This window comes from Pseudomonas helleri, from assembly GCF_045830615.1.
In the GTDB taxonomy this organism is placed as follows: Bacteria; Pseudomonadota; Gammaproteobacteria; order Pseudomonadales; family Pseudomonadaceae; genus Aquipseudomonas; species Aquipseudomonas helleri.
Genome location: NZ_CP174501.1, coordinates 4,334,863 through 4,356,970, shown reverse-complemented (window position 1 = coordinate 4,356,970; position 22,108 = coordinate 4,334,863). Strand labels below are relative to the sequence as shown.

Here is a 22,108-nt window from a genome sequence, read left to right as displayed (position 1 = left end):
GGGACTCCGAAGCGGGACAAGTGCGGGCGGCACGGCACAAAAGGGCGGTTATCTTAAAGCAAAACGGCGGCCAGAGGCCGCCGTTTAGAGGTTGCGTGCAATTTATGCCGCGGGTTGCTCCTGCTCGGCTTCAACAGGCTTGGGCAGGGACGAGGTGAAGGCCATGATCAGCGCCGCCAGATACGGCAGCGATTGCACCATCAGCATTACCACCCAGAAGCGCATGTCGTTGCTCGGCAGGCCTTGGACCAGGAAGATCCCGAGCGCTGCACCCCACAGCAACAGCATGATGAAGACTTCTTCGCGGGCTTCCGAAATGGCCACCCAAAAGCCGTGGTTGTCGGCGTTTTTAGGCGTGCGGAAGAACGGAATGCTGGTGGTGAAGAAGCCGTACAGCACCGCTTTGGCGATGGTGTGCGACAACGCCAGGCCTGCCAGGGCTGCAGCAAACGCGTCCTTGAGGTTAACCCCCACGGCACGGCGGTACAGGAAGATGATCTTGCCGACCTTGAACACAAACAGCGCCAACGGCGGGATGGCGAAAATCAGCAACGGCGGGTCAACCCGCGTCGGCACAATAATCATCGCCGCCGACCACAGCAGGGCGCCCACGGTGAAGAAAATATTCATGCCGTCAGCCACCCACGGCAACCAGCCCGCGAGGAAGTGGTAACGCTGGCCACGGGTCAGTTCGGTGTTTTTGCCCAGCAGCAGGCTCGACGCGTGACGCTTGATGATCTGAATCGCCCCATAGGCCCAGCGGAAGCGCTGTTTCTTGAAGTCGATAAAGGTATCGGGCATCAGCCCCTTGCCGTAGCTGTTGTGGGAATAGGCTGCGGAATAGCCTTTTTCGAACACCCGCAGGCCCAGCTCGGCGTCTTCACAGATGCACCAGTCAGCCCAGCCCAGTTCTTCGAGCACCGAGCGACGGGTCATGGTCATGGTGCCGTGCTGAATGATCGCGTCACGGTCGTTGCGGGTCACCATGCCAATGTGGAAGAAGCCTTTGTATTCCGAGTAGCAGAGCTTCTTGAAGGTGCTTTCACTGTGGTCGCGGTAGTCTTGTGGCGACTGCACGATGGCGATTTTAGGGTCGGCAAAGTGCGGCACCATGTGCTTGAGCCAGTTGCGATCGACGCAGTAATCGGAGTCGATGACCGCAATCACTTCGGCGTCTGGTGCGGTGTGCGGGATCAAGTAGTTCAGCGCGCCGCCCTTGAAGCCGGCCAGCGGTGCCACATGGAAAAACTTGAAGCGCGGGCCCAGGGTGGCGCAGTAGTCACGCACCGGTTCCCACACCGCCGGGTCTTTGGTGTTGTTGTCGATCAGCAACACTTCGAAGTCCGGGTAGTCGAGGTTGGCCAGCGCGTTAAGCGTCTGTTTGACCATCTCTGGCGGCTCGTTGTAACACGGCACATGAATCGAGACTTTCGGGCGGTAGGCATCGTCGCTTTCGACCGGTAAAAACTCACGGCGCCGCTTGCGAATCCAGACCGCTTCAGCCAGTTCATGGGCCTCGGTGAGCAGCACAATAAACACCCCGAGCGCGCCCAACCCGAGCAGGAAGCCCACCGTCAGGCTGAACCAGGTGCTGTATTGCTGGCTGTAGTCGTAGCCGATCCAAACCAGCGCCGAACCACACAGGAATGCGGTAAAGGTCAGGAAGGTACGGCCACGTTGACGCAAGGCCGAGCCGTCGATCAGCAGCAAGGCCAGCGACAGCAAGCCCATCACCACCGAGCCAATGGCCAGTACGCGCCACTGCGGGATAGCAACCACCGGGCCTTCAAAGTTGAATTTTTGCTGGCGGGCGGCGTTGAATACACCCCAGTACGCGCCTACCGAACCCTCATCGCTGGCCTTCCACGGCTGGTCGAAGGCTTCGATCACGAAGTAGTTGTAGCCGCGACGGTTCAGGTTGTTGACCAGCGTACGCAGGTAAATGGCCTGGTCAGCCGGTGACGCGTCGGCGCCACCGCGCATGCGGCCGTTGCTCGGCCAGCCGACCTCGGAGAGCAGTAGCGGTTTTTTCGGGAAGAGCTTTTTCAGGTCGCGGGCGCGGTCCAGAACAAACTGGCCGGCCTTGTCCACCGGGATAAATTCCCAGTACGGCAGGATGTGCGCGGCGATCAGGTCAACGTGCTTGGCCAGTTGCGGGTATTTCTCCCAAATGTGCCATTGCTCAGACGTTGTCACCGGGACTTTAACTGCGGCCCGCACTCGGTCCAGCAGCACGGCGAGGTCTTCGGGGGTGATCTCTTCGCGAAACAGCGCTTCGTTACCGACCACGACCCGTACGACGCTGCGCGAGTTATTGGCCAGTTCGATGGCTTTTTGAATTTCGCGCTCGTTGCGCTCCAGATCAGGGCTGATCCAGATGCCGAGGGTCACCCGCAGACCGAACTCTTCCGCCAGCTTGGGGATGTCGCCCAAGGTGCCGTCGACCGAGTAGGTACGAATGTTGTCGGTCAGTTTGCTCATGATCTCCAGGTCGCGACGCATTTCATCGTCGGTCGGGTACTGGTCCTTTTGCGGGTACTGGCCTTGTTGAAACGGCGAGTACGAAAAACCGGAGATCTGATCAGGCCAGTTGGGGGCGGATACCGGGCGGTTAATCAGCGCCCAGAAGCCTGTGAAGAGGGCAGCGATGGCCAGCACGACCACCAGGTTGAGTCCAAATTTACGCGATGACATAACGTTTTCGGGTTCCAAAAGGAGTGGAACGAAGATCGATCGGCAGGTGCCAAACGGCGCGCATCCTACACTGCGCTCTGACCTACCGTACAGCGCACGGAATCAGGTCGCGCATTGGGCAGCTAGAGCACTCTTAAGTTCTTTCTTTGTTGCTTGTAGCTCTTGTCTTGTTAACTAGTGGGTCATTAAAGCAGTGTTGGTCGCATAGAGCTTGGTAAAGATACTCAACGGCCCGCATGCCCCCTATAATGCGCGCCGGTTTTTGGGGTGTTGGTGATGAGTACAGAAGATCCACGGTTTGCCGGCGTCGCCCGGTTATATGGGCTGCAAGGCCTGGAACGACTGCGTGCAGCGCACGTGGCAATTGTGGGCGTGGGCGGTGTCGGCTCGTGGGCGGCCGAGGCCATTGCCCGCTGCGGCGTCGGCGAAATCTCGTTGTTCGACCTTGATGACGTGTGCGTCAGCAACAGCAACCGCCAGTTGCACGCGCTGAGCTCGACCATTGGTCGGGACAAAGTCGAAGTGATGGCGGAGCGCCTGCGCGAGATCAACCCGGAGTGCACCGTGCATGCGGTGGCGGATTTCGTGACCCGCGAAACCATGGCTGAGTACATCACCCCGAACATTGACTGCGTGATCGACTGCATCGACAGCGTCAATGCCAAGGCAGCGCTGATTGCCTGGTGCAAGCGGCGCAAGATCCAGATCATCACCACGGGCGGTGCGGGCGGGCAAATTGACCCGACCCTGATTCAGGTCTGCGATTTGAACCGTACTTTTAATGACCCGCTGGCCTCGAAAGTGCGTTCTACCTTGCGCCGCGATTACGGCTTTTCGCGCACGGTAACCCGTCACTACAGCGTGCCGTGCGTGTTTTCCACCGAGCAACTGCGCTATCCCAAGCCTGACGGCAGCATTTGCCTGCAGAAGAGCTTTGTCGGCGATGGCGTGAAGCTCGATTGCGCCGGCGGTTTTGGCGCCGTGATGATGGTCACCGCGACCTTCGGCATGGTCGCGGCCACCAAGGCCGTGGACAAGATCGTGGCGGGCGTGCGCCGACCTTCAGAGAAGGTCAAGGCCAAACCCTGAGTTGTAGTCGCTGCCGAAGAATGAGGCTGCGATGGATTGCGAAGCGATCCCTTGGACGGCGGTCCTGCGGCCCGCATCGCAGCCTCGTACCTCGTCAGCGACTACGGGCAAGATAGCCAAGATCCAGTGTTAAGCAGACAACTCGCGCATCCGCTGCAACACCGCATTAAGCCCATTGCTGCGCGATGGCGACAACTGGCGGCTCAGGCCAAGCTGGTTGAACCAGTCGGGCAGGTCTACGTGGTGCAGCGCCTCGCTGGACAAGCCATTGACCCGCGCCAGCAGCAACGCCACCAGCCCGCGAATCAAGCGTGCATCGCTGCTGGCAGCAAATTGCCAATGGCCGTCTTTTAATTCGCCCACCAGCCACACCCGGCTTTCACAACCGTGCACGCGGTTGGCCTCGGTTTTGTCGGCCTCGGCCAACTCGGGCAAGCGTTGGCCCCATTGCATCAGCAGGCGGGCGCGTTGTTCCCAACTGGCGCAGTGTTCAAAGCTGTCGAGGGCGACCTGAGCCTCAGCAGGCAGGGTCATTGCAATAACTCCAGGGCCTGGTCGAGGGCATCGAAAAAGCGTTGCAGGTCATCTGAGTCGTTGTACAGCGCCAGCGACACGCGGATGGCACCTGCCAAACCGAGGCTTTTCAGCAGGGGCATGGCGCAGTGATGCCCGGCCCGCACGGCAATGCCTTGCTCGGTCAACAAGTGGGCAAGGTCGGCGTTGTGCACGCCCTCGACCACAAAACTCACCAGTGCCAATTGCGGCGAGCCCAGCAGGCGAATGCCGGGGCGCTGTTGCAGGCCTTCAACCAGCAGCGCGTGCAACGCAGCTTCGTGGGCGTCGACGGCGCTCTGGTCGAGGCTGCTCAGGTAGCTCAGGGTCGCGCCCAGGCCAATCACGCTGGCAATCGGCGGTGTACCGGCTTCAAAGCCCAGCGGGGCAGGGCGGAAGGTGGCGTGCTGGTAGTCGGCGTCCTGAACCATCTCGCCGCCAAACTGCCAGTGCTTGAGGCTGGCCAGTGCTGCATGGCGGCCAAACAGCACGCCCAACCCGTCCGGGCCGTACAGTTTGTGGCTGGAAAACACATAGAAGTCGCAGCCCAGCGCATTCACGTCCTGACGGCCGTGGACCACGCCTTGGGCCCCATCGACCACGGTCAACGCGTTCTGTGCTTTGGCCAGGGCCAGCAACTCGGGCAGCGGCTGCCACACGCCGAGCACGTTGGACAACTGGCTGACAGCCAGCAGGCGGGTGCGCGGGGTAATCAGGTGGGCGGCGGCGTCAAGGTCGATCACGCCGTCGGCATCCAGCGGCAACACCACCAGGGTTAACTGTTGGCGCTGGGCAAGCTGCTGCCATGGCAGCAGGTTGGCGTGGTGTTCCAGGGCGCTGATGACAATCTCATCGCCCGGATTGAAAAGGTGTTCCAGCCCGTAAGCCAGAAGGTTCAGTGCCGAAGTGGCACCGTGGGTGAAGACAATTTGCCCGCAGTCAGCCGCGTTGAGCCATTGGGCGACTTTGCAGCGCGAGTTCTCAAACGCCTGGGTGGCATGCGCGCCCGGCAGGTGCTGGGCCCGGTGCACATTGGCGGCGCCACTGGCGTAGTAGTGCGTCAGTGCGTCGAGCAGGGCTTGAGGTTTTTGCGTGGTGGCAGCGTTGTCCAGATAAGTCTGGTCCTGACGTTGCAGGGCGGCGATGGCCGGAAAGTCAGCGCGCCAAGGAGAAGGCAAAAGCATGGTGTTCAAGGCTCTGTTGACGAGGCTGCAAGCAGCCAGCCCCGTCAGTGGCAGACAAACGCTTAGTTGTGAGCGTGCAGCGCTTCGTTCAGCTCGATGGCCGACTTGTGGGTTTTGCATTCCACAGCGCCGGTTTCTGAGTTGCGACGGAACAACAGGTCTGGTTGACCGGCCAGTTCACGGGCTTTGACGACTTTAACCAGTTGGTTGTTTTCGTCCAGCAGCGCGACTTTGGTGCCCGCGGTCACGTACAGGCCCGACTCAACGGTGTTGCGGTCGCCCAATGGAATGCCGATACCGGCGTTGGCGCCGATCAGGCAGCCTTCGCCCACTTTGATCACGATGTTGCCACCGCCCGACAGGGTGCCCATGGTCGAGCAACCGCCGCCCAGGTCCGAACCCTTACCGACGAAGACGCCCGCCGAAACACGGCCTTCGATCATGCCCGGGCCTTCGGTGCCGGCGTTGAAGTTGACGAAACCTTCGTGCATCACGGTGGTGCCTTCGCCGATGTAGGCGCCCAGACGGATACGCGCGCTGTCAGCGATACGCACGCCAGCCGGGACCACGTAGTCGGTCATTTTCGGGAACTTGTCGACCGAGAACACTTCCAGCAGTTCGCCACGCAGGCGGGCTTCGAGTTGGCGCTCAGCCAGCTCGCCCAGATCGATGGCGCCCTGGCTGGTCCAGGCCACGTTCGGCAGCAGCGGGAACACACCTGCCAGGCTCAGGCCGTGCGGCTTGACCAGACGATGGGACAGCAGGTGCAGCTTCAGGTAAGCCTCCGGGGTGGAGGTCAGGGCAGCGTCTTCGGCCAGCAGGGTGGCAACCAATGGCTTGTGGCTTTCGGCCAGGCGGGTCAGCAGTGCGGCCTGGGCAGCGTCAACCGGCTTGACGGCTTCAGCCAGTTGCGCGGCTTGAGCGGTGGTGAAGGTGATTGCCTGATTGCCACCGGTGTAGCCCAGGATCGGCGCGACCGCAGCGATCAGTTCGGCCGACGGGTTGATCAGCGGTTGTGCGTAGAACACTTCCAGCCAGGCGCCTTGACGGTTTTGAGTGCCGACACCGAAGGCCGCGCTGAATAGGGTAGTAGACATGCAATTACCTCGTACAAAAATGAAGGGGCGGGCTTTAGCCAGTTGGCTCAGAGAAGGGCCGCCGCATAAAGATCAGGCTTGAAGCCAATCAGGGTTTTATTACCGAGATCGAGCACCGGGCGCTTGATCATCGAGGGTTGGGCGAGCATCAGCTCAATGGCTTTCGCTTGGTCGAGATCGGCTTTCTGTTCGTCTTCGAGTTTGCGAAAGGTAGTGCCTGCGCGGTTGAGCACAACTTGCCAACCGTGCTCGTCGCACCATTGAGTCAGGTGTTCACGGTCGATACCGCTGCTTTTGTAATCATGGAAGTCATAACGCACGTCATGTTCATCCAGCCAGGTGCGAGCCTTTTTCATGGTGTCGCAGGCCTTGATGCCGAAAAGGTGCAACGTCTTGCTCGAATCGGTCACTGAATTGCCCCTCCTTTGGAGATGCGTGGAAATAAGCGGTGGCGGATTATGCCATGGGCGAGGCGCTTGAGCGCAGGCTGCCTGCAACCTTGGCAGGATCTTGTGACAGGTAGTCGCATTGAGACTTATGTTCAAGGTCGACGTCAGCCATTTGAAGCTACTATGAGGCTGGATCTAAAATTGTTGCTAGCTGTGTTTGAATTCAGTTAACGCTGATTGTTCGGGAATTTTGTTGATATGCAAACCGCCTATACCGTACTCATCCTGCTGATGTTAGTAGGAGTCTCGCGTTTATTGGGGCGTGTGATCCCTTTACCTCTGCCGTTGGTGCAAATTGCTGCGGGTGCCGTGTTGGCCTGGCCAACCCTGGGCTTGCACGTTGCACTGGACCCGGAGCTGTTCCTGTTTCTGTTCTTGCCGCCGTTGCTGTTCTCGGATGGCTGGCGCATGCCCAAACGTGAGTTCTGGCGTTTGCGTGGGCCGATTCTGACGTTGGCAGTGGGTTTGGTGCTGTTCACCGTGGTCGGGGCGGGTTACTTCATTCATTGGCTTTTGCCGACGATTCCCTTGCCAGTGGCGTTTGCCCTGGCTGCTGTACTGTCACCGACAGACGCCGTGGCAGTGTCGGCCATTGCCCAGAACCGCCTGCCTGGCCCGCTGATGCATATGCTCCAGGGCGAAGCCCTGATGAACGACGCTTCGGGCCTGGTGACGTTCAAATTTGCCCTGGTTGCAGCCATCACCGGGGTGTTCTCGCTGACCAATGCCAGCCTGACCTTTGTACTGGTGGCCTGTGGCGGCCTGGCCATCGGTGTGGCGCTGAGTTGGCTGGTGGGGCGCCTGCGGGCCTGGATGATCGGTCGCGGCTGGGATGACCCGGCGACCCACGTCGTGTTTATGTTGCTGCTGCCGTTTGCCGCTTATGTATTGGCTGAGCGCTTGGGCGCCTCGGGCATTTTGTCGGCGGTGGCGGCGGGGATGATGCAAAGCTGGCTGGACCTGTTGCCGCGTCAAACCAGTACGCGCCTGCTTAACCGCAGTGTGTGGGGGCTGCTGGAGTTTGCCTTCAATGGCCTGATCTTCCTGCTGTTGGGCTTGCAACTGCCAGACATCATCAAGGCGGTGGTCAGCCACGAAACCACCTTGTGGCCGACCCTGTTTTATCGCTGCCTGGACGTGGTGGCGATTTTTCTGGTGCTGCTGGCGCTACGTTTTATCTGGGTGCAGAGCATTTGGCGCCTGTTTGGCCTCTTGCGTCGCTGGCGCGGCAAGGGCGACCTGACCCTGGTGCCGACGGCGCGTTCGTGCTGGTTGCTGACGGTCGGTGGTGTGCGCGGTGCGGTGACGTTGGCCGGTGTGATGTCGGTGCCGTTGTTGATCAGCGCGGGGGTGGACTTCCCTGAGCGCGACCTGCTCATCTTTATTGCCGCGGGAGTGATTTTGCTGTCGCTGGTGGCGGCGTGTATCGCCTTGCCTTTGTTGTTGCGCGGCATCCCCAAGAGCCCGGACGACGCCATGCGCAAAGAGGTACGCGAAGCTTGGCGGCGCACGGCAGAGGCGGCGATTCATGCACTGGAAGCCGAAGACGTGGTTGAGCCAGCCGATAGTCCGCAAGACGCGGCCCAAGCAGCACTGGCGGCTGAATTGAAGGCGCGGATCATGTCTGAATACCGCCATCAGCTCGAAGTGTTTAATGACTCGGCTGAAGCGCAGGCGTTGGCCTCACAGATGGACCTGCTGGAAAGCCGCTTGCGCCTCAAGGCACTCAGGGCACAGCGTCTGGAGCTGTATAGCTTGCGTCGCCACCATGAGATCGGCGATGACGTGCTCAGCGAGATTTTGCGTGATCTGGATTTGAGCGAAGCGAATCTGGGGACGGTGAAGTAAGGCTATGAATACTGTAGGAGCGAGCTTGCCTCGCGATCTTTTGATCTTTTAAAAGATCGCGAGGCAAGCTCGCTCCTACAGATTTGGGTTTAGCGGCGGCGCTGGATGAAGTCGCGGATCCGCTCGGCGGCTTCTACGCATTCAGCCAATGGCGCGACCAGGGCCATGCGCACGCGGCCTGCACCCGGGTTAAAGCCGTCGACTTCGCGTGAAAGATAAGAACCCGGTACCACGGTCACGTGTTCTTCTGCGAACAGGTCGCGGGAGAATTCTGTGTCATCCCCTTCGACATTCGCCCACAGATAAAACCCGCCATCCGGGCGCTGTACATCCAGTACCGGCGTCAGAATCTCCAGCACGGCATCGAACTTGGCGCGGTACAGGTCGCGGTTGGCGCGCACGTGTTCTTCGTCGTTCCAGGCAGCAATGCTCGCCAGCTGGGTTTGCACCGGCATGGCGCAGCCGTGGTAGGTGCGGTACAGCAGGAACGCCTTGAGGATCTCGGCATCACCGGCGACAAAACCCGAGCGCAGGCCCGGCAAGTTCGAGCGCTTGGACAGGCTGTGGAAGACCACGCAGCGCTTGAAGTCTTCACGGCCCAAGGCCACGCACGCGCTGAGCAAGCCTTCTGGCGGGGTCTGCTCGTCGAAATACAGCTCGCTGTAGCATTCGTCGGCGGCGATCACGAAGTCGTGTTCATCAGCCAGTGCAATCAGTTTTTTCAGGGTTGCCAGCGGGATCAAGGCACCGGTCGGGTTGCCCGGCGAGCACAGGAACAGGATCTGGCAGCGCTTCCAGGTCTCGACCGACACCGCGTCGAAGTCCGGGTTGAAGCCTTGTTCAGCCAGGCACGGCAGGTAGTGCGGCTTGGCGCCGGCCAAAAACGCGGCCCCTTCGTAGATCTGGTAGAACGGGTTCGGGCTGATCACCAAGCCGTCGTCGCTGCGGTTGACCACGGTTTGGGTGAAGGCGAACAGCGCTTCACGGGTGCCGTTGACGGGCAGGATGTTGCGCGCCGGGTCCAGCCAGCCAGCCAGCACGTTAAAACGGCGCTCGGCCCAGCTACCAATCGCTTCGCGCAGGGCAGGGATGCCGAGGGTGGTCGGGTAGACCGCCATCTGGTCGAGGTTGTCCGCCAGGGCCTTGGCCACGAAATCGGGCGAGCGGTGTTTCGGTTCGCCAATCGACAGCGCAATCGGCCGCTTGTCGGCGTTGGGCTGCACGCTACCCAGCAGGGCACGCAGTTTTTCGAACGGGTAAGGCTGCAACTGGTTTAGAGCGTTGTTCATTGGATGCGGGTCTCACTCGGCGGCTAGATGCTCAGGCGCCAGGTTGGGGTTGAGTCTTTGTTGACCGTTAGTTGCTCCACGATGGCTTCCTGCAAACGTATGCACAGTTGTGGGTCAGACAATGGCTGATTGTTTTCGTCGGTAATGAAGAAGACGTCTTCGACGCGCTCGCCCAAGGTGGCGATCTTGGCGTTTTGCAACGACAGGTCGAACTCCAGGAAGATCATCCCGATGCGCGCCAGCAGGCCGGGACGGTCCGGGGCGCTGAGTTCCAGTACGGTGACCGGGCGCTGGGCGTCGTTGTGGATCGTCACTTGCGGCGGGAAAGCAAAGTGTTTGAGCTGGCGCGGTACCCGGCGCTGGATGATGTTGGGGTAGTCGTCCGGGTTGCGCAGGGCTTCGGTCAGGCCTTTGCGGATTTTTTCGATGCGCTCCGGATTATTGCCGATCGAGTCGCCGTCGTTGTCGAGCACGATGTAGGTGTCGAGGGTGAACTGGCTGCTAGAGGTAATGATGCGCGCGTCATGAATGTTGAGGTTGAGCTGGTCCATGGCCGCCACGGTCACGGCGAAGAAGTCGTGCTGGTCGGGCGCGTAAATGAAGATCTGCGTGCCGCCCTCGAAATCGCGCTGGGTGGTTTCCTTGATCAGCACCAGCGGGCCGCCATCTACAGGTTGCTGCAGGATGGCTTCGGTGTGCCAGGCCACGTCGGCCGAGGTGTGGCGCAGGAAGTAGTCATCGCCCAGCTGCGACCAGAGTTGCTCGACATCGTCCTGATCGTTGCCGTTGCGCACCAGCACGTCCAGCGCGGCGCTTTGCGTCTGGCGAATTTGCTCTTCGCGATCGACCGGGTTTTCCAGGCCGCGACGCAGGGCGCGCTTGGTCTCGGTGTAGAGCTGGCGCAACAGGCTGGCGCGCCAGGAGTTCCACAGCGTCGGGTTGGTGGCGTTGATGTCGGCCACGGTCAGCACATATAAGTAGTCGAGGTGGGTTTCGTCGATCACGGTCTGGGCAAAGTCATGGATGACTTGCGGGTCTGACAGGTCTTTGCGCTGGGCGGTGGTCGACATCACCAGGTGGTTTTGCACCAGCCACACGATCAGTCGCGTATCCCAGGCGGGCAGGTGATGACGAATGCAGAAGGCTTCTGCGTCCACCGCGCCAATCTCCGAGTGGTCGCCGTGGCGGCCTTTGCCGATATCGTGGTACAGCCCGGCGAGGTAAATCAGCTCAGGCTTGGGCAGTTTGGCCATGAGTTTGCTGGCCAGCGGGAATTTCTCCGAGACCTGGGTGTACTGCAACTTACGCAGGTGCTTGATCAGGTTCAGGGTGTGCGCATCGACCGTATAGATGTGGAACAGGTCGTGCTGCATTTGCCCGACGATAAAGCCGAATTCCGGCAGGTAACGTCCGAGAATGCCGTAGCGGTTCATCCGGCGCAGGTTGCGATGGATGCCGATTTTGCATTTGAACAGCTCGATAAACAGGCTGGTGTTGCGGATGTCGCTGCGAAAATCATCGTCGATCAGGTAGCGGTGTTCGCGCAGCAAGCGGATGGTGTCAGCCCGCACGCCTTTGATGTCGGGGTGCTGCGCCATCAGCAGGAAGATTTCGAGCATGGCGAACGGCGTGCGCTTGAACACGTTGTTGCTGGTGGCTTCGATGTAGCCGTCGTGCAGTTGAAAGCGCGAGTTGATCGGCGTCGGTGGCGCTTCGTCTTCCGGGGCCAGGATCACTTCTTCGAAATGCTGGATGATCAGGTCGCTGAGCTGGGCAATGCTCATGACCACCCGGTAATACTGCTGCATGAAGTTTTCGATGGTCTGCTTGGTGTCTTCGCCGGTAAAGCCGAGCAACTCGGCGATGCTGCGTTGATGGTCAAACAGCAGACGGTCTTCGGCACGGCCAGCGAGCATGTGCAGGGCATAGCGGACCTTCCAGAGAAACTCCTGGGAGGAAGAGAGCAGGTCGTGCTCGCTTTCGACCAGGAAACCTTCACCAGCGAGGGCGCGCAAATTCAGGGTGCCGTACTGGCGACGGGCTACCCACAAGATGGTCTGAATGTCGCGCAGGCCGCCGGGCGAGCCTTTGACGTTGGGCTCAAGGTTGTATTCGGTGTCGTTGTACTTGTGGTGCCGGGCTTTTTGCTCGGCACGCTTGGCCAGAAAGAATTCCTTGCTGGGCCACATGTGTTCGGTGCTGGTGACTTCGAGCATGCGTTGACGCAAGCGCTCGGGGCCAGCAATGGTGCGGCTTTCGATCAGGTTGGTGATGACGGTCAGGTCGGCGCGGGCTTGCTCTGCACATTCGTCGACCGAGCGTACGCTCTGGCCGACTTCCAGACCGATGTCCCACAGCAGCGTCAGAAACCGCTCGATGGAATCGCGGAAGATTTCATGGTCTGCGTTGTCGAGCAGTATCAGCAGGTCGATGTCGGAGTAGGGGTGCAATTCGCCCCGGCCATAACCGCCCACCGCGACCAGGGCGATATCGGCCTGGTCGCTCCAGCTGAACTGGTCCCACGCTTGTTGCAGGATGTTATCGACGAACCAGGCGCGGTCCTCGATCAATCGTCGAATATCGCGGCCTTTGCGAAAGCGTTCGTCGAGCACTTCACGTGCCTGGCGGATCGCCTTTTTGAAAGCGGCAATCGGGCTTGCCTTTAATGCCAATTCGGCCTGGAACTGGCCGCGGTCAAAAAGTTCGGGATCCACCTGCGGCATCGATTGGCTTTCCTGTCGTGGGATGTGTGTGGGGGTTGCTGTCAGGCCGAAACCCGCGGGATGGTGTCATCGCTGCGCAGGGTGAAGATTTCGTAACCGGTGTCGGTCACCAGCAGGGTGTGTTCCCACTGCGCAGACAGCTTGCGGTCCTTGGTGATCGCCGTCCAGCCATCGCCCAGCACTTTAGTGTCGGCTTTGCCCTGGTTGATCATTGGCTCGATGGTGAACGTCATGCCAGCCTTGAGTTCCATGCCGGTGCCCGCGCGCCCGTAGTGCAGGATTTGCGGCTCTTCGTGGAACACCTTGCCAATGCCATGGCCGCAGAACTCGCGAACCACCGAGAAGCCGTTCTTTTCGGCGTGCTTTTGAATCACTTCACCGATATCGCCCAGGCGGCAGCCAGGCTTGACCAGTTCGATGGCCTTGTACATGCATTCCTGGGTCACTTGCGACAGGCGCTCAGCCCAGACTGGCACTTTGCCGACATGGAACATGCGGCTGGTGTCGCCGTGGTAGCCGTCTTTAATCACGGTAACGTCGATGTTCAGGGTGTCGCCTTCCTTCAGCGCCTTGTCACCCGGAATGCCGTGGCAGACCACGTGGTTGATCGAGGTGCAGATCGACTTGGGGAAGCCTTTATAGTTGAGCGGCGCAGGGATGGCCTGTTGCACATTGACAATATAGTCATGGCAAATGCGGTCCAGCTCTTCGGTGGTGACGCCGGGTTTAACGTGTTCAGCGATCATTTCCAGTACGTCGGCGGCCAGTTTGCCGGCGATACGCATTTTTGCGATGTCCTCGGGAGTTTTGAGGGTGACGGTCATACAGGCTCTCTTCGCGCGTAAGCGCTCATCAACGGGGTTGCGGGTGTGTGACGAGTTATTTCAGCTACACACCGCCATAAAAACGCGATTCTACCAGACGGTCGGCTGTAAACATGAGCCTTGCGCCATCGCTTCTATTAATAGAGTGGGGCATTCTGGCCCTATTCCAAGGCTCTAGCAAAAGGAAGGGGCGGCTTTTGATCCGGGATTTTGATCTGCCTGCCTCGCGGTAAGGGCTAAATCGGTGAAATGCCGTTGTGCAGTTAACGGGCACACCACAGATCAAACGATCGCGAGGCAAGCTCGCTCTTATCAAGCATAAAATAAGTTATTGATTCTAAAGGCCTTGTAGGAGCGAGCTTGCCTCGCGATCTTTTGATCTTGATCCAGCTTGTGATCTTGATCTAAGAGGCCCCGTTAAACCACGCTGTCCGAACGCAGGTGTTGCGCAGTGGCTAAGCCGCAGCAATGGATATGTACCCAAAAATATTGAGGTGGATGGTTTTACGGCTGCATGCAGCCGATCGCAGCCTTCGTACCTCGTCAGCGACTACAGTCGCCTGTTTGCTGCGCGACAGCGCGGCGTCGAAGACGGGGTGGCCCCTCCTACAGGGCGCAAATCCTTGTGCGACAACGGCTTAGCAATAAAGTCTGAATTCGCGCTTCGTTTTTTATGTGTCTTGTGATATAAAATGCGCCGCTTTGCGGGTATAGCCCGCAGAGCACAAACCCACACACGTATCGACACGATGACCTGGGTGCCTTCAGCTCGAAGCTGCTGGTTGGTCGTTGGGATACGTGGAGGCCTAACCCGACTTATTAAGGAACTACCATGTCCCAAGTCAACATGCGCGATATGCTGAAGGCCGGTGTGCACTTCGGTCACCAAACCCGTTACTGGAACCCGAAGATGGGTAAATACATCTTTGGCGCGCGTAACAAGATCCACATCATCAACCTTGAAAAAACCCTGCCAATGTTCAACGAAGCTCTGACTTTCGTAGAGCGTCTGGCCCAGGGCAAAAACAAGATTCTGTTCGTCGGCACCAAGCGTTCCGCTGGCAAGATCGTTGCTGAAGAAGCAGCACGTTGCGGCTCGCCGTACGTCGATCACCGCTGGTTGGGCGGCATGCTCACCAACTTCAAAACCATCCGTGCTTCCATCAAGCGTCTGCGTGACCTTGAAGTTCAAGCAGAAGACGGTACTTTCGCCAAGCTGACCAAGAAAGAGGCGCTGATGCGCACTCGCGATCTGGAAAAGCTGGATCGTAGCCTGGGTGGTATCAAGGACATGGGCGGTCTGCCAGACGCACTGTTCGTTATCGACGTTGACCACGAGCGCATCGCGATCACCGAAGCTAACAAGTTGGGCATCCCGGTAATCGGCGTTGTCGATACCAACAGCAGCCCAGAAGGCGTTGACTACATCATCCCGGGCAACGATGACGCAATCCGCGCTATCCAGCTGTACATGGGTGCGATGGCTGATGCTGTTATCCGTGGTCGCAACCACGTTGCTGGCGGCACCGACGTTTTCGTCGAAGAAGCTCCAGCTGCAGCGGTAGTTGAAGGCTGAGTAACTAACGCCTAGCGTTTACTCAGTGCGCAAAAAGGGGGCTTGGCCCCCTTTTTGCCACCTCGAAATCCATTTATTGGACATGCTCTCGTCATTGCTGTATCAGAATGCGGCTGGCTGGGAGCCTCGAGGCAGGCTTCATACGAATTGAACGCCCGTTCGGTCGGGTGGAATGGTTGAAAACCTATCCAAGAGGAATTTTGAAATGGCAGAGATTACTGCAGCGTTGGTTAAAGAACTGCGTGAGCGTACTGGCGAAGGCATGATGGATTGCAAGAAAGCCTTGACCAAGGCTGGCGGCGACATCGAAAAAGCCATCGACGACATGCGTGCTTCCGGCGCCATCAAGGCTGCCAAAAAAGCAGGCAACGTTGCTGCTGAAGGCGCAATCGCTCTGAAGGAAGACGGTAAATCCGCAGTTCTGCTGGAAGTGAACTCGCAGACTGACTTCCTGGCCCTGCAGGACGACTTCAAAGCATTCGTTGCTGCCAGCGTTGAAAAAGCATTCGCTGACAAGCTGACGACTGTTGAGCCTCTGATCGAAGCTCAAGAAGCTGATCGCCTGGTACTGGTCGGCAAAGTTGGCGAAAACGTCAACATCCGTCGCCTGGTTCGTGTTGAAGGTGACGTGGTTGGTGGTTACCTGCACGGCAACAAAATCGGTGTAGCGGTTGTTCTGAAAGGCGGCAACGTTGAGCTGGCCAAAGACATCGCTATGCACGTCGCTGCAAGCAACCCAGAGTTCCTGCTGCCTTCGGAAGTTTCTGAAGACGCGATCGAGCGTGAAAAAGCGGTGTTCCTGAGCCTCAATGCTGACAAGATTGCCGGCAAGCCAGAAAACATCGTTGAAAACATGATCAAAGGCCGCATCAGCAAGTTCCTGGCCGAAGCTAGCCTGGTTGAGCAAGCTTTCGTTAAGAACCCAGAGATCAAAGTTGGCGAGCTGGCCAAGAAAGCCGGCGCTGAAATCGTTTCCTTCACTTACTTCAAAGTAGGCGAAGGCATCGAGAAGCCAGTCGACAACTTCGCTGAAGAAGTTGCTGCTCAGCTGGCTGCAGCCAAGCAATAAGACAGTTTTACACTGTCGACCCGAAGAGGCTGCCCGCTCACGCGCGCAGCCTCTTTTCAAATGGGAGAGGGTTTTACCTTTTCTTGCGGAACCGATTGCATAAGTCGTGTTCCGATGGTGCTGCTGTGCAGCGCCACGCTAGAGTAAGCGCGGGCTGAAAGTGGCCTCGCACAGATTTTTTTAAAACGCGGCAGGAGAGATTCGCAATGGCTCAGCAGGGCGCTGGTTATCAAACTCGCTATAAACGCATCCTACTCAAGCTAAGCGGTGAAGCCCTGATGGGCTCTGAAGAGTTCGGGATCGATCCCAAAGTACTCGACCGCATGGCGCTGGAAGTGGGCCAACTGGTCGGCATCGGCGTCCAGGTAGGTTTGGTGATCGGTGGTGGCAACCTGTTCCGCGGTGCTGCCCTGAGCGCGGCCGGTATGGATCGTGTGACTGGCGACCATATGGGCATGCTGGCAACCGTTATGAACGCCTTGGCCATGCGCGATGCGCTGGAACGTGCGAATATCTCTGCCATCGTAATGTCGGCTATTTCGATGGTTGGTGTGACTGATCATTACGATCGTCGCAAGGCAATGCGTCATTTGAACGCTAAAGATGTGGTGATTTTCGCTGCAGGCACCGGTAATCCGTTCTTCACAACGGATTCTGCTGCTTGCTTGCGTGCTATTGAAATCGACGCTGACGTGGTGCTTAAAGCAACCAAGGTTGACGGCGTGTACACCGCAGATCCATTTAAAGACCCGCATGCCGAGAAGTTCGATCATCTGACTTACGATGAAGTACTGGATCGCAAACTGGGTGTTATGGACCTTACGGCCATTTGTCTGTGCCGTGACCATAAAATGCCATTGCGTGTATTTAATATGAACAAGCCCGGCGCCTTGCTGAATATTGTCCATGGCGGCGCTGAAGGGACTCTGATCGAGGAAGTTCAACAATGATCAATGAAATCAAAAAAGACGCTCAAACGCGCATGCAGAAGTCGCTGGAATCCTTGGCCCATGCATTTGGCCAGATCCGCACCGGCAAAGCGCACCCGAGCATCCTGGGCAGCGTGATGGTGCCTTACTACGGCGCCGATACCCCGTTGAGCAGCGTTGCCAACGTAACGGTAAAAGACTCGCGTACCCTGCAAGTTGTGGCATTTGAGCGCAACATGCTGGCCGCGGTCGACAAGGCTATCCAGAGCGCTGGCCTGAACCTCAACCCGACTAACCTGGGTGAGTTGCTGCTGATCTCCATGCCGGCCTTGACTGAAGAAACCCGTAAAGGTTTCACCAAGCAAGCCCGTAGTGCCGCTGAAGACGCGCGTGTAGCGGTTCGCAACATCCGTCGCGATGCGTTGAGCGAGCTGAAAAAACTGGTTAAAGACAAAGAAATCAGCGAAGACGAAGAGCGTCGCGCCGCTGCTGATATTCAGAAGCTGACCGACAAGGCCGAGGCAGACATTGATGCGGCTACCAAGGCGAAAGAAGCGGACCTGATGGCCGTATAAGGGTCTGGGCGTTTTATGGAAAAGACCAAGCAGACAGAGCCATCATCGGTGCCGCGCCACGTCGCGATCATCATGGATGGTAATAATCGCTGGGCGAAAAAACGCTTTCTGCCAGGTGTTGCCGGGCATAAAGCGGGAGTGGATGCAGTTCGCGCAGTGATTGAGGTGTGCGTCGAGGCCAAGGTCGAGGTGCTCACCTTATTCGCGTTCTCCAGTGAAAACTGGCAGCGCCCTGCCGCTGAAGTCAGCGCCTTGATGGACTTGTTCTTCAAGGCGCTACGGCGTGAGGCCCGGCGCCTCAACGACAACAACATCAGCTTGCGGATCATCGGCGACCGTTCGCGCTTCCACCCTGAATTACAGGCGGCGATGCGTGAGGCGGAGCAGATGACGGCAGGGCCTGATCGCTTTGTACTGCAGGTTGCCGCTAACTACGGCGGCCAGTGGGACATTGCGCAGGCCGCACAGCGCCTGGCGCGTGAAGTTCAGGCGGGGCATTTGCAGCCTGAAGACATCACCCCGGGCCTGTTGCAAAACTGTCTGGTGACTGGCGATCTGCCTTTGCCTGATCTGTGCATCCGCACAGGCGGCGAGCACCGCATCAGCAATTTCCTGCTGTGGCAGTTGGCGTATGCCGAACTGTACTTCTCCGACCTGTTCTGGCCGGACTTCAAACACGAAGCCATGCGCAACGCGCTGGCTGATTTCGCTTCTCGCCAGCGTCGCTTCGGTAAAACGAGTGAGCAGGTTGAAGCTGGAGCCCGGGTTTAATGCTTAAACAACGCATCATTACGGCACTCATATTGCTGCCCATCGCTTTGTGCGGGTTTTTCCTGCTCGAAGGGTCTGGCTTTGCGCTGTTTATCGGCCTGGTCGTGACCTTGGGGGCCTGGGAATGGGCGCGTCTGGCGGGCTTCGAAGCTCAGTTGGCGCGGGTGGCTTTTGCAGTATTCGTGGCTCTGCTGCTGTTTGGTTTGTACGTCTTCCCGGATCTGGCACCCTGGGTGCTGGGCGCCGCAATCTTGTGGTGGGGCGCTGCAACCTGGCTGGTGCTGACGTTTCCTGAGTCGGCCGAGCGCTGGTCGGCAACCTTGACCAAGCTGGTGATTGGCCTGCTGATTTTGCTGCCGGCCTGGCAAGGGCTGGTGCTGATCAAGGCGATGGCGCTGGGCAACTGGCTGATCATGGCGGTCATGGTGCTGGTGTGGGGCGCTGACATCGGCGCTTACTTTTCCGGGCGCAAGTTCGGGAAACGCAAGCTGGCCCCTAAAGTCAGCCCGGGCAAGAGCTGGGAAGGCGTGTATGGCGGTTTGATCCTCAGTCTGCTGATCACGGCTGCTGTCGGTCTGGTGCGTGGCTGGAGCGTTGGCGAAATCATCGCAGCGCTGTTGGGTGCAGCGATGATTGTGCTGGTGTCCGTTGTGGGCGACCTCACCGAAAGCATGTTCAAGCGTCAGGCCGGTATCAAGGACAGCAGTAACCTGCTGCCTGGTCACGGTGGGGTGCTGGACCGTATCGACAGTCTGACGGCGGCGGTTCCGTTGTTTGCTGTACTGCTTTGGATTGCCGGATCATGAGTCGACCTCAACAGATTACGGTGCTGGGGGCTACAGGCTCGATTGGCCTGAGCACCTTGGATGTTATTGCGCGTCACCCTGACCGCTATCAGGTCTTTGGCCTGAGCGGTTTTAGCCGTATCCCGGAGCTTCTGGCCTTGTGTCTCGAACACAAGCCGCGAGTGGTTGTGGTGCCGCACGAGCATGCAGCCAGCCAACTGCGGGCTGGTTTGCAGGCCGCCAAGCTCGGCACTGAAGTATGGGTGGGTGAGCAAGGCTTGTGTCAGGTGGCTTCTGCTCCAGAAGTTGACACGGTCATGGCAGCAATCGTGGGTGCAGCTGGCTTGCGTCCTACGTTGGCAGCGGTTAACGCTGGCAAAAAAATTCTCTTGGCCAATAAAGAAGCGCTGGTCATGACCGGCGATCTTTTTATGCAGGCCGTTCGTCGCAGCGGTTCGGTATTGCTGCCTGTCGACAGCGAACACAACGCGATTTTCCAGTGTTTGCCACAGGACTACGCACGCGGCCTGGGTTCGGTCGGTGTGCGGCGGATATTGCTGACGGCGTCGGGCGGACCGTTCCGCGAGACGCCTTTAGAGTTGTTGCAACATGTCACCCCGGATCAGGCGTGTGCTCATCCCAATTGGTCGATGGGGCGCAAGATTTCCGTTGATTCGGCGAGCATGATGAACAAGGGCCTGGAGCTGATCGAGGCCTGCTGGTTGTTCGATGCCAAGCCAAGCCAGGTTGAAGTGGTGATCCACCCACAGAGCGTGATTCACTCGCTGGTTGATTACGTGGATGGCTCGGTCTTGGCGCAGCTCGGTAATCCGGACATGCGCACACCCATTGCCAATGCCCTGGCGTGGCCTGAACGCATCGACTCGGGTGTTGCGCCGCTGGACCTGTTTGCGGTTGCGCGGCTGGACTTTGAGCGTCCGGACGAACAACGCTTCCCGTGTTTGCGTCTGTGTCGAGAAGCAGCCGAGGCGGGTAACAGCGCACCCGCGACCCTCAATGCAGCAAACGAAGTGGCGGTGGCGGCGTTTCTTGATGGCAAGATTCGTTACCCGCAAATCGCCAACCTTATTGAAGATGTGTTAAGCAATGAGCCTGTGATTGCAGTCGATGAGCTGGATGCTGTATTTGCGGTAGATACCCAAGCGCGACTGCGAGCTGAGCAGTGGTTGAGCCGTAACAACTGACAAGTGGTACATGTCGGAGCCGGACAGAATCGCGGAGAAAGTAGATGAGTGCGCTCTATATGATTGTTGGCACCCTGGTGGCATTGGGGGTGCTGGTCACATTTCATGAATTCGGTCACTTTTGGGTGGCGCGCCGTTGCGGCGTCAAGGTTCTGCGCTTTTCTGTGGGCTTCGGTACGCCTCTCTTACGCTGGCATGACCGTCAGGGCACTGAGTTTGTCGTCGCAGCGATTCCGCTGGGCGGCTACGTAAAAATGCTCGACGAGCGTGAAGGCGATGTTCCGGCTGACCAACTGGATCAATCCTTCAACCGCAAAACCGTCGGTCAGCGCATTGCCATCGTCGCCGCCGGGCCTGTGGCCAACTTCTTGCTGGCCATTGCGTTCTTCTGGGTGCTGGCAATGATGGGCAGCCAGCAGGTGCGCCCGGTGATCGGGGCAGTCGAAAGCGGCAGCCTGGCGGCACAAGCCGGCCTGGTAGCCGGTCAGGAAATTGTTTCAATTGATGGCCAGCCAACTGTTGGCTGGTCGAACGTCAACCTGCAACTGGTGCGTCGCCTCGGCGAAAGCGGTGCCATTCAGGTTGCGGTGCGCGGCCCCGATTCCGACGTTGAAAGCTCCCACCAACTGGTTTTGCATGACTGGCTAAAAGGGGCTGATGAGCCGGATCCGATCAAATCGTTGGGTATTCGGCCATGGCGCCCTGAGCTGCCAGCCGTTTTGGCAGAACTTGACCCTAAAGGCCCGGCCCAAGCAGCTGGCCTCAAGACCGGTGACAAACTGCTGTCCATGAATGGTCAGGCCATCAATGACTGGCAACAAGTCGTGGACTGGGTTCGTCTGCGGCCCGCGGCCCGCGTAGATTTGCGCGTCGAGCGCGACGGTGTTGCGCTTGAGGTGCCGGTGGTTCTGGCCGCTCGCGGTGAAGGTGACGCGGCGACCGGTTATCTGGGGGCAGGGGTCAAAGGTGTCGATTGGCCACCTGCGATGATTCGCGAAGTCAGCTATGGCCCGGTCGCCGCCATCGGCGAAGGGGTCAAGCGTACGTGGACCATGAGCGTATTGACGCTCGATTCACTGAAGAAAATGTTGTTCGGCGAGCTCTCGGTAAAAAACTTGAGTGGACCGATAACCATTGCTAAAGTGGCGGGCGCTTCTGCCCAGTCGGGCGTTGCTGATTTCTTGAATTTCCTGGCTTATCTGAGTATTAGCCTGGGGGTTCTGAACTTGTTGCCCATTCCCGTCCTGGACGGTGGGCACTTGTTGTTTTATCTGATCGAGTGGGCGCGTGGTCGTCCCTTGTCGGATCGGGTACAGGGTTGGGGGATGCAGATCGGTATCAGTTTGGTGGTCGGAGTGATGTTACTTGCTCTGGTCAACGACTTGGGACGACTGTAAACACTTCGCTGAATTGCGAATCTGCCGCATTTTGCGGCAGTTTGTTTATTGC

The 22,108-nt window shown here is 58.6% G+C and carries 18 protein-coding genes; 10 read left to right on the top strand and 8 right to left on the bottom strand.

The window, feature by feature from the left end:
- Positions 1–102 precede the first annotated feature (102 nt).
- Positions 103–2,694: a glycosyltransferase gene (locus ACJJU9_RS19670; RefSeq protein ID WP_048368115.1), complete on the bottom strand. Its 2,592-nt coding sequence runs from the start codon at positions 2,692–2,694 to the stop codon at positions 103–105.
- 276 nt (positions 2,695–2,970) lie between these two features.
- On the opposite strand from ACJJU9_RS19670, the gene tcdA reads away from it, so the two are divergent.
- Complete coding sequence (gene tcdA / locus ACJJU9_RS19665; protein ID WP_048368114.1) at positions 2,971–3,783, top strand: tRNA cyclic N6-threonylcarbamoyladenosine(37) synthase TcdA; 813 nt, start codon at positions 2,971–2,973, stop codon at positions 3,781–3,783.
- 129 nt (positions 3,784–3,912) lie between these two features.
- Here tcdA and ACJJU9_RS19660 read toward each other — a convergent pair whose 3' ends face one another.
- The 4 genes from ACJJU9_RS19660 to ACJJU9_RS19645 all read right to left on the bottom strand — a co-directional run bounded on the left by ACJJU9_RS19660 (position 3,913) and on the right by ACJJU9_RS19645 (position 7,026).
- A complete protein-coding gene (locus tag ACJJU9_RS19660) occupies positions 3,913–4,317 on the bottom strand; it encodes a SufE family protein (RefSeq protein ID WP_407729345.1) in 405 nt (134 codons plus the stop codon).
- Positions 4,314–5,519, bottom strand: a complete 1,206-nt coding sequence (locus tag ACJJU9_RS19655) for an aminotransferase class V-fold PLP-dependent enzyme (RefSeq protein ID WP_407729344.1) — start codon at positions 5,517–5,519, stop codon at positions 4,314–4,316. Before ACJJU9_RS19655 ends, ACJJU9_RS19660 begins: the two co-directional genes overlap by 4 nt.
- 62 nt (positions 5,520–5,581) lie before the next feature.
- Positions 5,582–6,616, bottom strand: a complete 1,035-nt coding sequence (gene dapD / locus ACJJU9_RS19650) for a 2,3,4,5-tetrahydropyridine-2,6-dicarboxylate N-succinyltransferase (protein ID WP_048368109.1) — start codon at positions 6,614–6,616, stop codon at positions 5,582–5,584.
- A gap of 47 nt (positions 6,617–6,663) precedes the next feature.
- The gene (locus ACJJU9_RS19645) at positions 6,664–7,026 is read right to left on the bottom strand and encodes an ArsC family reductase (protein ID WP_048368107.1); all 363 of its coding nucleotides are present in this window, start codon (positions 7,024–7,026) and stop codon (positions 6,664–6,666) included.
- A 237-nt stretch (positions 7,027–7,263) separates the two neighbouring features.
- Here ACJJU9_RS19645 and ACJJU9_RS19640 point away from each other — a divergent pair, with 237 nt between their 5' ends.
- Positions 7,264–8,913: a Na+/H+ antiporter gene (locus tag ACJJU9_RS19640; RefSeq protein ID WP_153332033.1), complete on the top strand. Its 1,650-nt coding sequence runs from the start codon at positions 7,264–7,266 to the stop codon at positions 8,911–8,913.
- A gap of 89 nt (positions 8,914–9,002) precedes the next feature.
- Here the strand turns inward: ACJJU9_RS19640 and dapC are convergent, their stop codons facing one another.
- The 3 genes from dapC to map are packed head-to-tail and all read right to left on the bottom strand — an operon-like array spanning position 9,003 to position 13,749.
- The gene (gene dapC / locus ACJJU9_RS19635; RefSeq protein WP_407729343.1) at positions 9,003–10,202 is read right to left on the bottom strand and encodes a succinyldiaminopimelate transaminase; all 1,200 of its coding nucleotides are present in this window, start codon (positions 10,200–10,202) and stop codon (positions 9,003–9,005) included.
- 23 nt (positions 10,203–10,225) lie between these two features.
- The gene (locus ACJJU9_RS19630) at positions 10,226–12,925 is read right to left on the bottom strand and encodes a [protein-PII] uridylyltransferase (RefSeq protein WP_153326186.1); all 2,700 of its coding nucleotides are present in this window, start codon (positions 12,923–12,925) and stop codon (positions 10,226–10,228) included.
- A 41-nt stretch (positions 12,926–12,966) separates the two neighbouring features.
- Entirely contained in the window at positions 12,967–13,749 is a 783-nt protein-coding gene (map, locus tag ACJJU9_RS19625) for a type I methionyl aminopeptidase (RefSeq protein WP_048368102.1), read from the bottom strand.
- A gap of 832 nt (positions 13,750–14,581) precedes the next feature.
- On the opposite strand from map, the gene rpsB reads away from it, so the two are divergent.
- The 8 genes from rpsB to rseP all read left to right on the top strand — a co-directional run bounded on the left by rpsB (position 14,582) and on the right by rseP (position 22,056).
- Entirely contained in the window at positions 14,582–15,325 is a 744-nt protein-coding gene (gene rpsB, locus ACJJU9_RS19620; RefSeq protein WP_019411593.1) for a 30S ribosomal protein S2, read from the top strand.
- Between the two features lie 205 nt (positions 15,326–15,530).
- Positions 15,531–16,394, top strand: a complete 864-nt coding sequence (gene tsf / locus ACJJU9_RS19615; RefSeq protein ID WP_048368100.1) for a translation elongation factor Ts — start codon at positions 15,531–15,533, stop codon at positions 16,392–16,394.
- A 206-nt stretch (positions 16,395–16,600) separates the two neighbouring features.
- Complete coding sequence (gene pyrH, locus ACJJU9_RS19610) at positions 16,601–17,344, top strand: UMP kinase (RefSeq protein ID WP_048368099.1); 744 nt, start codon at positions 16,601–16,603, stop codon at positions 17,342–17,344.
- Entirely contained in the window at positions 17,341–17,898 is a 558-nt protein-coding gene (frr, locus tag ACJJU9_RS19605) for a ribosome recycling factor (protein ID WP_048385564.1), read from the top strand. Before pyrH ends, frr begins: the two co-directional genes overlap by 4 nt.
- Positions 17,899–17,913: 15 nt before the next feature.
- Positions 17,914–18,669, top strand: coding sequence for a polyprenyl diphosphate synthase (gene uppS / locus ACJJU9_RS19600; protein WP_048368096.1), 756 nt, complete (start codon positions 17,914–17,916; stop codon positions 18,667–18,669).
- Complete coding sequence (locus tag ACJJU9_RS19595) at positions 18,669–19,475, top strand: phosphatidate cytidylyltransferase (protein WP_153331701.1); 807 nt, start codon at positions 18,669–18,671, stop codon at positions 19,473–19,475. Before uppS ends, ACJJU9_RS19595 begins: the two co-directional genes overlap by 1 nt.
- A complete protein-coding gene (gene ispC, locus ACJJU9_RS19590; RefSeq protein WP_048385560.1) occupies positions 19,472–20,659 on the top strand; it encodes a 1-deoxy-D-xylulose-5-phosphate reductoisomerase in 1,188 nt (395 codons plus the stop codon). The genes ACJJU9_RS19595 and ispC overlap by 4 nt, the downstream gene beginning before the upstream one ends.
- A 44-nt stretch (positions 20,660–20,703) precedes the next feature.
- Positions 20,704–22,056 (top strand): RIP metalloprotease RseP, encoded by a 1,353-nt coding sequence (gene rseP / locus ACJJU9_RS19585; RefSeq protein ID WP_407729342.1) that lies wholly within the window; start codon positions 20,704–20,706, stop codon positions 22,054–22,056.
- Positions 22,057–22,108 lie beyond the last annotated feature (52 nt).

What these genes read in the sequence shown, in the direction of transcription:
- map (WP_048368102.1), bottom strand. Translation starts at nt 13,749, where the DNA reads ATGACCGTCACCCTCAAAACTCCCGAGGACATCGCAAAAATGCGTATC.
- ispC (WP_048385560.1), top strand. Translation starts at nt 19,472, where the DNA reads ATGAGTCGACCTCAACAGATTACGGTGCTGGGGGCTACAGGCTCGATT.
- ACJJU9_RS19660 (WP_407729345.1), bottom strand. Translation starts at nt 4,317, where the DNA reads ATGACCCTGCCTGCTGAGGCTCAGGTCGCCCTCGACAGCTTTGAACAC.
- rpsB (WP_019411593.1), top strand. Translation starts at nt 14,582, where the DNA reads ATGTCCCAAGTCAACATGCGCGATATGCTGAAGGCCGGTGTGCACTTC.
- pyrH (WP_048368099.1), top strand. Translation starts at nt 16,601, where the DNA reads ATGGCTCAGCAGGGCGCTGGTTATCAAACTCGCTATAAACGCATCCTA.
- dapC (WP_407729343.1), bottom strand. Translation starts at nt 10,202, where the DNA reads ATGAACAACGCTCTAAACCAGTTGCAGCCTTACCCGTTCGAAAAACTG.
- ACJJU9_RS19655 (WP_407729344.1), bottom strand. Translation starts at nt 5,519, where the DNA reads ATGCTTTTGCCTTCTCCTTGGCGCGCTGACTTTCCGGCCATCGCCGCC.
- tsf (WP_048368100.1), top strand. Translation starts at nt 15,531, where the DNA reads ATGGCAGAGATTACTGCAGCGTTGGTTAAAGAACTGCGTGAGCGTACT.
- ACJJU9_RS19595 (WP_153331701.1), top strand. Translation starts at nt 18,669, where the DNA reads ATGCTTAAACAACGCATCATTACGGCACTCATATTGCTGCCCATCGCT.
- dapD (WP_048368109.1), bottom strand. Translation starts at nt 6,616, where the DNA reads ATGTCTACTACCCTATTCAGCGCGGCCTTCGGTGTCGGCACTCAAAAC.
- tcdA (WP_048368114.1), top strand. Translation starts at nt 2,971, where the DNA reads ATGAGTACAGAAGATCCACGGTTTGCCGGCGTCGCCCGGTTATATGGG.
- ACJJU9_RS19670 (WP_048368115.1), bottom strand. Translation starts at nt 2,694, where the DNA reads ATGTCATCGCGTAAATTTGGACTCAACCTGGTGGTCGTGCTGGCCATC.
- ACJJU9_RS19640 (WP_153332033.1), top strand. Translation starts at nt 7,264, where the DNA reads ATGCAAACCGCCTATACCGTACTCATCCTGCTGATGTTAGTAGGAGTC.
- rseP (WP_407729342.1), top strand. Translation starts at nt 20,704, where the DNA reads ATGAGTGCGCTCTATATGATTGTTGGCACCCTGGTGGCATTGGGGGTG.
- uppS (WP_048368096.1), top strand. Translation starts at nt 17,914, where the DNA reads ATGGAAAAGACCAAGCAGACAGAGCCATCATCGGTGCCGCGCCACGTC.
- ACJJU9_RS19630 (WP_153326186.1), bottom strand. Translation starts at nt 12,925, where the DNA reads ATGCCGCAGGTGGATCCCGAACTTTTTGACCGCGGCCAGTTCCAGGCC.
- frr (WP_048385564.1), top strand. Translation starts at nt 17,341, where the DNA reads ATGATCAATGAAATCAAAAAAGACGCTCAAACGCGCATGCAGAAGTCG.